Here is an 11,454-nt window from a genome sequence, read left to right on the forward strand (position 1 = left end):
CAGAGAGTGTGCACCGAGTCACACTGGGCAAAACAAGAAAAACGTTTGTCCGGCATGGGCCTGATCCCTATAATACGCGCGTCTCAATTCCCCCCCACTTCAACACTTGGTGAGAAAGGTCATATGGATATCTTGCGTGGTGCCCCCGCACTGTCTGAGTTTCGTGTCCAAAAACTGCTGCAACGCTTCGCGCAGATGAAACAGGAGAGAGGAGTAGAGATAGAGGATGTCTATGCCGAATACGTGCACTTTGCCGAGCTCTCGAGCCCGCTGTCGCCCCCGGAGCGAGCGACCTTGGGCCAGCTCCTGCGCTACGGCCCGACCATCCCCGAACACACCCCCAGCGGTCAGCTGTTTCTCGTTACCCCCCGCCCCGGCACTATCTCCCCCTGGTCTTCCAAAGCAACCGACATCGCCCACAACTGCGGCCTGAATCAGGTCAAGCGGCTCGAACGCGGCATCGCCTATTACGTGCAGGCCAAGGGTGAGCTGAGCGCCGCCCAGCGTGCCGACGTGGCCGCCGTGCTGCACGACCGCATGATGGAGACGGTGTTTGGCGAGATGAACGAGGCCGCCGCCCTGTTTGCCCATCACGAGCCGCGCCCCTTCACCCAGGTGGATGTGCTGGGCGGTGGTCGCGCAGCCTTGGCCGAGGCCAACGTGGCGCTCGGTCTGGCACTGGCCGATGACGAGATAGACTATCTGGTGGAGAACTTCCAGCGTCTGGGCCGCAACCCCAACGACATCGAGCTCTACATGTTTGCCCAGGCAAACTCCGAGCACTGCCGCCACAAGATCTTCAACGCCGACTGGACCATCGACGGTGAGCAGCAGCCCAAGTCGCTGTTCAAGATGATCAAGAACACCTTCGAGCAGACGCCGGATCATGTCCTGTCTGCCTATAAAGACAACGCCGCGGTGATGGAAGGGAGCCAGGGTGGCCGCTTCTTCCCGAGCCCCGCCAGCGGCGAGTATCACTATCATCAGGAACGCGTCGACATTCTGATGAAGGTGGAGACCCACAACCACCCGACTGCCATCTCCCCGTTCCCGGGCGCCGCCACCGGCTCCGGCGGCGAAATTCGCGATGAGGGTGCCACCGGTCGCGGTGCCAAGCCCAAGGCGGGTCTGGTGGGCTTCTCGGTCTCCAACCTGCGCATCCCCGGCTTCGAGCAGCCCTGGGAGCAGGATTTCGGCAAGCCGAGCCGCATCGTCAGCGCGTTTGACATCATGCAGGAGGGGCCGCTCGGCGGCGCCGCCTTCAACAACGAGTTCGGCCGTCCGGCCATTCTCGGCTACTTCCGTACCTTCGAAGAGCAGGTGCCGAGCCACAACGGCGTCGAGGTGCGCGGCTACCACAAGCCCATCATGCTGGCAGGCGGTATCGGCAACATCCGCAGCGAGCACGTCCAGAAAGGGGAGATCCCGGTGGGGGCTGCCCTCATCGTGCTGGGCGGCCCGGCCATGAACATCGGTCTGGGCGGCGGCGCCGCCTCCTCCATGGCCTCCGGCCAGTCGGCAGAAGATCTCGACTTTGCCTCGGTGCAGCGCGACAACCCCGAGATGGAGCGTCGTTGCCAGGAGGTGATCGACCGCTGCTGGCAGCTGGGGGATGACAACCCCATCGTCTTCATCCACGACGTGGGGGCCGGTGGCCTCTCCAATGCCATGCCGGAGCTGGTGAGCGACGGCGATCGCGGCGGTCGTTTCTCTTTGCGTGCCATTCCGAACGACGAGCCGGGCATGAGCCCGCTCGAGATCTGGTGCAACGAATCCCAGGAGCGCTACGTACTGGCGGTGGCCAAGGAGAAGCTGCCGCTGTTCAAGGCGCTGTGCGAGCGCGAGCGCGCGCCTTATGCCGTCATCGGCAGCGCCACCGAAGAGAAGCATCTCACCCTCTCGGATGAGCACTTTGACAACAATCCCATCGACCTGCCGCTGGACGTGCTGCTGGGCAAGACCCCCAAGATGCACCGCGAGGTTGCAAGCCTGCCGGCGCAGGGCAAGCCGCTGGTGCTCGATGGCATCACCCTGGGCGAGGCTGCCGAGCGGGTGCTGCGTCTGCCCACCGTGGCGGAGAAGTCCTTCCTCATCACCATCGGCGATCGCAGCGTGACCGGTCTGGTCAACCGCGACCAGATGGTCGGCCCCTGGCAGATCCCGGTGGCCGACTGCGCCGTCACCGCCGCCACCTACGACAGCTACCATGGCGAAGCCATGTCGATGGGCGAGCGCACCCCGGTGGCGCTGCTCTCCCACGCCGCCTCCGCTCGCATGGCGGTGGCGGAAGCGCTCACCAACCTGGCGCCGGCCCACATCGGCTCGCTCAAGCGGGTCAAGCTCTCTGCCAACTGGATGGCCGCCGCCGGTCACCCGGGCGAAGATGCCGGCCTCTACGAGGCTGTCAAAGCGGTGGGTGAGGAGCTCTGCCCGGCCCTTGGCATCACCATCCCGGTGGGCAAGGACTCCATGTCCATGAAGACCCGCTGGCAGCAGGATGGCAAGGAGCACAGCGTCACCTCGCCGCTCTCCCTGCTCATCTCCGCCTTTGCCCGGGTCGAGGACGTGCGCAACACCGTCACGCCGCAACTGCGTACCGATCTCGGTGAGACCGACCTTATCCTTATCGACCTTGGCAACGGCAAGCAGCGTCTCGGCGCCTCTGCCCTGGCGCAGGTCTATCGCCAGCTGGGTGACAAGGCACCGGATCTGGACAACCCGGTCCAGCTCAAGGGCTTCTTCAACGCCATCCAGGCGCTGGTGAGCGATCGCAAACTCGTCGCCTACCACGACCGCTCCGATGGCGGCCTGTTTGTCACCCTGGTGGAGATGGCCTTCGCCGGTCACTGCGGTCTCGACCTGCAGCTGGATCGCATCGGCGGCGAGCTGTTGCCGGCCCTGTTCAACGAAGAGCTGGGCGCCGTCATCCAGGTGCGCCGTGAAGATAAAGAAGCGGTGATGACTCTGCTGGCCGGTCACGGCCTGGCCGCTTGCTCCCATGTGCTCGGCACGGTGCGCGAGGGGGATCTCATCACCCTGCAGCGGGCCGGTCAGGAGGTTTACCGCGCCAGCCGTACCGCTCTGCGTACCATCTGGGGCGAGACCAGCTGGCAGATGCAGCGCCTGCGCGACAACCCGGAGTGCGCGGATCAGGAGCATGCCGCCCGTCAGGACGCAACCGATCCTGGCCTGCAGGCCAAGCTCAGCTACCACCCGGCCGAGGACGTGGCCGCACCTTACATTGCCCGCGGGGTCTCCCCCCGTCTGGCGGTGCTGCGCGAGCAGGGGGTCAACTCCCACGTGGAGATGGCGGCGGCATTTGACCGTGCCGGCTTTGCGGCGGTGGACGTGCACATGAGCGACATCCTCGAGGGGCGCATCAAGCTGGAGCAGTTCCAGAGCCTGGTGGCCTGTGGCGGCTTCTCCTACGGCGATGTGCTGGGGGCGGGCGAAGGCTGGGCCAAGTCCATCCTGTTCAACGACGGTGCCCGCGAGCAGTTCCAGCGCTTCTTCGAGCGCGGCGACACCCTCTCCCTGGGTGTGTGCAACGGTTGCCAGATGATGTCCAACCTGCGCGAGCTGATCCCGGGTGCCGATCTGTGGCCGCGCTTCGTGCGCAACCGCTCCGAGCGCTTCGAGGCCCGCTTCAGCCTGGTGGAAGTGCAGGACTCCCCGTCGGCCTTCTTCGCTGGCATGGCGGGCTCGGTGATGCCGATTGCCGTCTCCCACGGGGAAGGGCGAGTGGAGGTGCGTGATGCCGCTCACCTGGCCGCGCTGCAACAGAGCGGGCTGGTGGGGCTGCGTTTCGTCGACAACCGTGGTCAGGTGACCGAGCTGTACCCGGCCAACCCGAACGGCGCACCGGCGGGTATCACTGCAGTGACCACCACCGACGGTCGCGCCACCATCATGATGCCGCACCCGGAGCGGGTGTTCCGCACCGTGGCCAACTCCTGGCACCCGGACAACTGGGGCGAGGACGGCGCCTGGATGCGGATGTTCCGCAACGCCCGGGTACGTCTGGGTTAAGCGCGCATCGCAAACAAAAAACCGGCCCCTGTGGCCGGTTTTTTTATGGCGGCTTGCCCGCTAGAACTGGCCGTGGCCCAGCTCATGGGGGGTGAAATCCCCGCGATCGAGGATGCGCAGGCAGGCATCCACTACCGCTGCATCCAGCTTGCAGCCCCGCAGTTCGATGATGTGAGCCCTGGCCTGGGGGATGCCGAGGGCGGCGCGGTAGGGACGATCGGAGGACATGGACTCGACGATGTCGGCCACCGTGAGGATGCGGGCCTCCAGCAGGATCTGCTCGCCCTTGAGCCCCGCCGGGTAGCCGGAGCCGTCGATGAACTCGTGGTGCTGGTGGATCATCTGGGCGACGGGCCAGGGCAGGGCGATGTCCTTGAGCACCTGATAGCCGGCGCCCGGGTGCTCCTTGACCAGGTTGAACTCTTGGGGAGTCAGCCGACCCGGTTTGGTGAGGATGTCGAGCGGCACCTGGATCTTGCCGATGTCGTGCACCATGGCCCCCAGATAGAGCCCCCGCAGCCGCTTGTCGTCCAGCTTCAGCTCGCGGCCGATGGCCAGCGCCAGGGTGGCGACATGCTTCTGGTGGCCGGCGGTGTAGGGATCGCGCTGCTCCAGCACGGCGGCAATGGCGCCGAGGGCATCTTCCAGCGCCAGCTCCAGCTGGCGGGCATGCAGCACCTTGTCGCGCTGGGCGGTGAGATAGGCCTGCTGGGTCGCGCGGGCCTGCAGGCCGTAGGCAAGGTAGTCCGCCAGCTGGCTGAAGAGGTGCACCTCCTCGCCGGTGAAGGGGCGGGCCTGCTCACTGTGAATGAGCAGGCCGCCATGCCCGCCGGCGTGCCACTGCAACGGCAGCAGCAGACGGGCGCGCAGGGTGGCCGAGTGGTGCACCAGTGCGCTGGCCAAGGCTTCGTTGCACGGCGCCCCGGTGCCGATGGCCTGATGCAGGGCGGGATCCCGGGTCAGCCAGTCGTCGCTGGCAAACCAGACCGCGTTGCCCGCCTGCGCCAGCACCTGCAGGGTGTGCGAGTCACTGTTTTCCTGCAGCACGGTGACGAGGGGAAAGCGGCCGTCGAAGGTGATGGCGTCGCAAATCTCCTGCAACAGGGTCTGCTCATCATCCTGCTTGAGCATGGCGTGCTGGGCGCGGCCGATGGCCTCCAGGGTCCAGGTGTATTGCTGCAACCGCTCCTGCTGCTGTTTCTTCTCGGTGATGTCGTCGAAGAAGACGCCGACCCCGACCACCTGGCCCAGCTCGTCGTACAGAGGAAACTTGGTGGTGCTGAGCCAGCGGGCCTCGCCCCCCTTCAGATAGGGCTCTTCATGGCGCTGGGTGGTGCCGCTGGCCATGACCCTCAGATCGTCATCCCGATAGCGCTTGGCCAGCTCGGCCGGGAAGAAGTCGGCATCGCACTTGCCGACCAGTTCGGCCGGAGTGAGGGCGAGATCGCCTGCCAGCAGCCGGTTGCAGGCGATGAAGACGGAGCGGGTGTCTTTGAGCAGCACCCGATAGGGAAGCTGATCCATCACCTGGCCAAGCAGGGCGGCCGTGGGCTGCGGGGGAAAGGGCGGTGCGGGTCTTGAACTCATTTCATCCAGCCTCGGTCAAAGGGGGGCAAAGCGATAGCCCGCCTGCCACACGGCGAAGCAGGCGCTGACCACCTGCTCGTCGTAGTGGACGCCGGCATAGCGGGTCAGTTCGGCAAAGGCATCGGTGAGGGACATGGCTCGCCGGAACGGGCGGTGGGCCGTCATGGCGGCGAGAGAGTCGGCGACCCGGATGATGCGTGCCTCCAGCGAGATGGCATCCCCCTGCAGCCCCTGCGGATAACCGCTGCCGTCCAGGTTCTCATGGTGCTGCTGCACGATGGCGGTGATGGGCCAGGGGAAGTCTATCTGCTGCAGGATTTCACACCCCGCCTGCGGGTGCTGTTTGATGAGCTCGAACTCCACCTCCCTCAGTGCGCGGGGGCGGGTGAGGATCTCCGCCGGGATCTGCAACAGGCCGATGTTGTGCACCATGGCGGCGAGGCCCAGCCCGTCGAGGCGTTCTTGGGAAAGTTGCAGATGCTGGCCGATGGCCAGTGCGAGATCGTGCACACGCCGCTCGTGGCCCGCGGTGCCGGGATCCTTGTGGGCGATGGCGGAGGAGAGTGCCGCTATGGTCTGGAACAGCAGGGTGCGTTGTTGCTGCTCGCTCTCCTTGATATGGGTGATGTCGACCAGGGCGCCGATGATGCCGGCCACCTCACCCTGATGGTCGTAGAAGAGATCCTTGAAGTTGAGCACCTGATAGCGGTGGCCGCTGCGATCAAACAGGGTGTGCTCGAAATATTGCGGCTGCCTGCTGCGCAGTACCTCCAGGTCGCGCTGGGTGTATTCGTCGGCTATCTCGGGGGGGAGGATCTCGTCCACCCGCTTGCCCTGCAGCTCGGCCTTGCTGATGCCGGTGATCTGGGTGAAGGTCGGGTTGCAGCTGATGAAGCGTCCCTCGACATCCTTGTAGAACACCGGTATGGGGATAGCCTTGAGCAGGGACTCGTTGAAGCGCTGCATGTCGACCAGCTCCGCCTGCTGGCGCAGGGCCAGCTGCTCGCTGTCCCGGCACAGCTGGATGGCGCGGGCCAGGTTGCCGAGGATGGGGCTGAACAGGTGGCAGAGCTGCTCTCCCTGCTGCTCCGCATTGGGGGAGAGCAGCAGCATCAGATAGCCCCCCTCGATCCGCAGCCGATAGGCAAACGGGTAGGGGCGCGAGCCTGGCAGCGGCAGCGCTGCCCGCAGGATGCACTGCTCGCCGTCGCTGACCCAGTGGGGCAGTGGGAGCGGCTCTCCCTGATGGCGAAGCAGCTGCTCGTCGCCGATCGCCTTGATGATCTTGTACTCCCCCTGCGGCAACTGCTGCAGCACCAGCCCGACCGGGCAGGCGCAGTGAAACAGAAAGCGCTGCAGCACCTTGGTCAGCAGGGCATCCAGCGTGACCTCGCGGCCGATGCAGAGGGAGAGATCGCAGACGATGGCCATGGCGTGGTCGTTGTTCATCGCAATCCCTCCCCATTGCAGAGAATGGCGCCGTTGTGAAACAGCGGATAGTCCCTCGGCCGCAGGCTGCCAATCTCGCCAAGGGAGAGGGCGCCCACCAGCTGGTGGGCGCCGCTGTGGCTGAAGAGGGTCTCCAGCTCCAGGGTGCTCTGTTCGCCGAAGTGTTGCTGGCGGCCGGCACAGTAGTAGATCTCGAGGCGCTCCGGTGCCCCGTGCCGGCTCAGCTTTTCGGCCAGCTCGATGGCGTGGGCGGTCGGGCTGTGCGGCGCCTTGAGCAGGGTGAGGATGCTGTGATCCGGCACTTCCCCGACGCAGAGCAGCGCCCCCTCGTCGGTGACGGCGACCGGGATGCGCACGATGACGTCGCCGTTGGCCCGCAGCAGCCCAAGCGGCAGGTGGACGCCGTACTGGTAGAACTGCTCCGGAGTCAGGCGCTGCTGGAACTGTTGCTGGACCAGAGACTGGTAGCGGCTGAAGGCGGGCTGCCAGTCGATGAAGGAGATCTTGTTGCCCTCGCTGCTGGTGGCCAGCATGGGCTGGGCGGTGAGCTGATAACCGTGCTCGAGCAGAGGGTAGCTGCGATGGGGCAGCAGGGCGCAGCAGACCGCCTGTGCCAGCAGCCTGTGGTTGTCGAACAGGCAGGGCATGGGGCGGAACTGGCCACTGCCGGCATTGACGCCGGCATAGTGGACCCTGTCCGCGAGATGCAGATAGATCCCCTCGAGGAGGGAGGCGATGTTGGGGATCATGGCATCGAAGGTCAGAAAGAGGGTTGGTATGCCTTCGGCTGGTGGCCACTGTGCAAGACGAGGGGCCAGCGCGTTGCAGAGCAGGCGGGCCTGCTCATCAGCGCTGGCGACGGGATCGAGCGGAATGAGCAGCGGGGCGTGGGAGGCCGGGCGCGGCAGCAGCCAGGCGCCGCGCTCATGAAAGCCGTGACGGCTGAGGAGGCAGGGAAAGAGGGCGCCGCTGAGTTGAATGTCGAGGTGGCTACATTGCTGCTGCAGGTCGGCTACGTGCGCTGCATCCTGCTCGGCCAGCAAGACGTCGAGCCGCTGGCCGCGATAGGGGCGCAGTGCCTCGGCCAGTGGCTGCGCATCGAATGAATGAAACGCGGGCTGCATCATCGCTCGGAACTCCTTTCCTGCCAATCATCAATATATCAGCAAGGGGGGCACGGTGGATACCCGGCCGTGTCCGTCAAGTGAGCATAAGCTATTATAAAGGAAGATAAATTTGAGATGGCTGAACAGGCATCCAGCGCTGTGGAGATAAAAAAACCGGCCACTTGGGCCGGTTTTTTGGGGGGCGTGAAATCAGTGCAGCACCACGTTCTGGAAGCCCTGCACCAGGCTGATGACCGGCTGGGGATAGAGACCCAGCGCCACCACCAATGCGGCGGAGAGCAGCACCACCAGACCACCGGAGGTGATGGCCCAGTCCCCCTTGGCGTCGCGCAGCTGCATGCCGGGCTCGCGCAGGTAGAGGGTGACCATGACCCGCAGGTAGTAGTAGAGACCCAGCGCACTGCCGAGCACGATGGCGCCGGAAAGCCACCACAGCTTCGCATCGACGGTCACCCCGATCAGGTAGAACTTGCCGATGAAGCCGAGCGTCATGGGGATACCGGCCAGCGAGAGCATCATCACGGTCAGCACGGCGGTCAGGTAGGGGCGACGCCAGAACAGGCCGCGGTAGCTGTGCAGGGAGTCCGCATCCTTGCCGCGATAGGGGCTGGACATCATGCTGATGACGCCGAAGGCCCCCAGGCTGGTGAACAGATACATCAGCAGATAGACGCCGGCCGCTTCCACCGGCATCTGGCCGAGACGGCTCGCCACGATCACCGCCAGCAGGTAGCCGAAGTGGGAGATGGAGGAGTAACCCATCATCCGCTTGATGTTGGTCTGCAGCAGAGCCAGCAGGTTGCCGATGACGATGGAGACCACCGCCATGGCGGCCAGCAGCCAGTGGATCATGGGATCCGCGGCGGCGGGCACTGCCAGGTAGAAGCGCAGCAGCACGCAGAACACCGCGATCTTGCTGACGGTGGCGAGGAAGGTGGCCACCGGGGCCGGCGCCCCTTCGTACACGTCCGGGGTCCAGAGGTGGAACGGTGCCAGGGAGAGCTTGAAGGCAAAGCCGACCAGCATCAGACCCAGACCGCCCATCAGCAACGGGTGGTGAGCCGGGGTGGTGGCCAGGGTCAGCCCCAGATCGCTGAAGCTCAGGCTGCCGGCCTGGGCATAGAGCAGCGCCATGCCGAACAGCAGGAAGGCGGTGGCGGCGGCGGAGAGCACCATGTACTTGATGCTGGCCTCCAGCGAGTGGCGCTCGCGATAGGCGTAGCCCACCAGACCGAACATCGGCAGGGTCAGCATCTCGATCCCGATGAACAGGGAGGCGAGGTGACGGGAGCCGGCCAGCACCAGGCCACCGGCGGTGGCGATCAGCAGCAGCAGGTAGAACTCTTCCCGGTTGTCGGGATAGCCCTTGAGCCAGGATCGGCCGAAGGTACAGGTCGCCAAGGCGCCGATGAGCACCAGCCCCATGTAGAAGACGGCGTAGCCATCGATCTGCAGCAGCGGGGTGACCCCCTGATCGCCTTGCGCCATCACGATGGGCAGGGAGAAGAGCGCCAGGTTGAGGCCGGCGATGGTGACCACGAAGGCGGTGTCATCGCACCGTTTCCAGGCGATGGCCAGCATCAGGGCCACCATGGCCCCGGTTGTCAGCAACAGGGGCAGCAGGGCCAGCAGTTGCGAAGCGGTGAAGGTCATTGCAGTGCTCCTGTAATGGACAAGGAAGGCAACAGGGCCAGCGGTTTAACAGCGGTCACTCTCATTGCAATGCTCCTGCGAAGGGCAGGGCGTACCAGTGCAGCACGCTCAGCAGGCTGTTGCCCGCGGTGTCGAGCACAGGTTGGGGATAGACACCGAGCAGCACCAAAAGACCGGCAATGGTCATCATCATCACCAGCTCGCGGCTGTCGAGCCCCTTGAGGACGCTCTCGTCCTTGGGGGTACCGAAGCAGGCGCGTTGCAGCATGATGAGGGAGTAGACCGAGGCCAGTACCAGCCCGAAGGTGGCGATGATGGTGAGTACGGGAGCAACCTGGAAGCTGCCGATGAGGATCAGGAACTCGCCGACGAAGTTGCCGGTGCCCGGCATCCCCAGAGAGGCGACCGAGAAGAACAGCATCACGCCGGGCAGGTAGCGCAGACGGCCCCACAGCCCGCCCATCAGACGCAGGTCCCGGGTGTGCAGCCGCTCGTAGAGCTGACCGCACAGGATGAAGAGGCCGGCGGCGGAGAGGCCGTGGGCGATCATCTGTACCACGGCGCCCTGCAGGGCCAGCTCGCTGCCGGAGTAGATGGCGATCATCACGAAGCCCATGTGGGAGATGCTGGTGTAGGCCACCAGCCGCTTGATGTCGGTCTGGGCGAACGCCACGATGGCGCCGTAGACGATGCCGATGAGACCCAGCACCATGGCGTAGGGGGCAAATTCAGCGGACGCCTCGGGGAACAGCGGCAGGGCGAAGCGCAGCAGACCGTAGGCGGCGGTTTTCAGCAGGATCCCCGCCAAGTCCACGGAACCCGCGGTCGGTGCCTGGCTGTGGGCATCCGGCAGCCAGCCGTGCAGCGGTACCAGCGGCATCTTGACCGCGAAGGCGATGAAGAAGCCCAGCATCAGCAGCCACTGCACGCCCTTGCTCATCGGGGTGTTCAGCAAGTCTTGATAGTCAAAGGTGAATACGCCGGTGGCGGCATGGTGAGTCAGCACCAGGCCCAGGATGGCGACCAGCATGATGAGGCCGCTGACCTGGGTGTAGATGAAGAACTTGGTGGCGGCGTTGATCCGGGATTTGCCGTCGGTGACCGAGTGGCCCCACAGCGCAATCAGGAAGTACATCGGTACCAGCATCATCTCCCAGAAGAAGAAGAACAGGAACAGGTCCAGCGCCATGAAGACGCCGAGCACGCCACCCAGGATCCACAACAGGTTGAGGTGGAAGAAGCCGATGCGCTGCACGATTTCCTTCCAGGAACAGAGGATGGCCAGCACGCCGATGAAGCAGGTGAGGATCACCATCAACAGCGACAAGCCATCCACCGCCAGGTGCAATGAGATGCCGAAGCGAGGGATCCAGGGCAGTTGCAGTTCGGCGGCCCAGACGGGCACGCCGCCCTGGGCAGCCAGGGTGAAGTCACCGCTCCACCAGACGGCGCAGGAGAGCAGCAGGCAGGCGCTCATCGACAGCAGGGCGACCCAGCGTACGAAGTACTCGCCGAATCGCTCGGTCTGCCAACAGAGCAGACCGCCGATGAAGGGTATTAACAAGATCCAGAGTAAGGTCACGATATCAGCTCTCGTCTATGTTCTAGT

At 64.9% G+C, this 11,454-nt stretch carries 6 protein-coding genes; 1 reads left to right on the top strand and 5 read right to left on the bottom strand.

The window, feature by feature from the left end:
- Window positions 1–123: 123 nt before the first annotated feature.
- Window positions 124–4,029 carry a phosphoribosylformylglycinamidine synthase gene (gene purL, locus R2E40_RS08870; RefSeq protein ID WP_318165253.1) on the top strand — a complete coding sequence of 1,302 codons (3,906 nt, stop codon included), beginning with the start codon at window positions 124–126 and terminating at the stop codon, window positions 4,027–4,029.
- A gap of 60 nt (window positions 4,030–4,089) precedes the next feature.
- Here the strand turns inward: purL and R2E40_RS08875 are convergent, their stop codons facing one another.
- From R2E40_RS08875 to nuoM, 5 genes are all read right to left on the bottom strand, one after another.
- Window positions 4,090–5,616: an HD domain-containing phosphohydrolase gene (locus tag R2E40_RS08875; protein ID WP_318165254.1), complete on the bottom strand. Its 1,527-nt coding sequence runs from the start codon at window positions 5,614–5,616 to the stop codon at window positions 4,090–4,092.
- Window positions 5,617–5,631: 15 nt separating this feature from the next.
- The gene (locus R2E40_RS08880; RefSeq protein ID WP_318165255.1) at window positions 5,632–7,065 is read right to left on the bottom strand and encodes an HD domain-containing phosphohydrolase; all 1,434 of its coding nucleotides are present in this window, start codon (window positions 7,063–7,065) and stop codon (window positions 5,632–5,634) included.
- Complete coding sequence (locus tag R2E40_RS08885) at window positions 7,062–8,192, bottom strand: FIST signal transduction protein (RefSeq protein ID WP_318165256.1); 1,131 nt, start codon at window positions 8,190–8,192, stop codon at window positions 7,062–7,064. The genes R2E40_RS08880 and R2E40_RS08885 overlap by 4 nt, the downstream gene beginning before the upstream one ends.
- A 189-nt stretch (window positions 8,193–8,381) precedes the next feature.
- Window positions 8,382–9,845 (bottom strand): NADH-quinone oxidoreductase subunit NuoN, encoded by a 1,464-nt coding sequence (gene nuoN, locus R2E40_RS08890; protein ID WP_017410206.1) that lies wholly within the window; start codon window positions 9,843–9,845, stop codon window positions 8,382–8,384.
- A 61-nt stretch (window positions 9,846–9,906) separates the two neighbouring features.
- The gene (nuoM, locus tag R2E40_RS08895) at window positions 9,907–11,427 is read right to left on the bottom strand and encodes an NADH-quinone oxidoreductase subunit M (protein WP_011705657.1); all 1,521 of its coding nucleotides are present in this window, start codon (window positions 11,425–11,427) and stop codon (window positions 9,907–9,909) included.
- Window positions 11,428–11,454 lie beyond the last annotated feature (27 nt).

It is taken from the genome of Aeromonas sp. CD, assembly GCF_033349375.1.
Lineage (GTDB): Bacteria > Pseudomonadota > Gammaproteobacteria > Enterobacterales > Aeromonadaceae > Aeromonas > Aeromonas hydrophila.

Bases quoted from the DNA above. Each gene is read 5' to 3' on its own strand.
- purL (WP_318165253.1), top strand. From the start codon at position 124: ATGGATATCTTGCGTGGTGCCCCCGCACTGTCTGAGTTTCGTGTCCAA.
- R2E40_RS08875 (WP_318165254.1), bottom strand. From the start codon at position 5,616: ATGAGTTCAAGACCCGCACCGCCCTTTCCCCCGCAGCCCACGGCCGCC.
- R2E40_RS08880 (WP_318165255.1), bottom strand. From the start codon at position 7,065: ATGAACAACGACCACGCCATGGCCATCGTCTGCGATCTCTCCCTCTGC.
- R2E40_RS08885 (WP_318165256.1), bottom strand. From the start codon at position 8,192: ATGATGCAGCCCGCGTTTCATTCATTCGATGCGCAGCCACTGGCCGAG.
- nuoN (WP_017410206.1), bottom strand. From the start codon at position 9,845: ATGACCTTCACCGCTTCGCAACTGCTGGCCCTGCTGCCCCTGTTGCTG.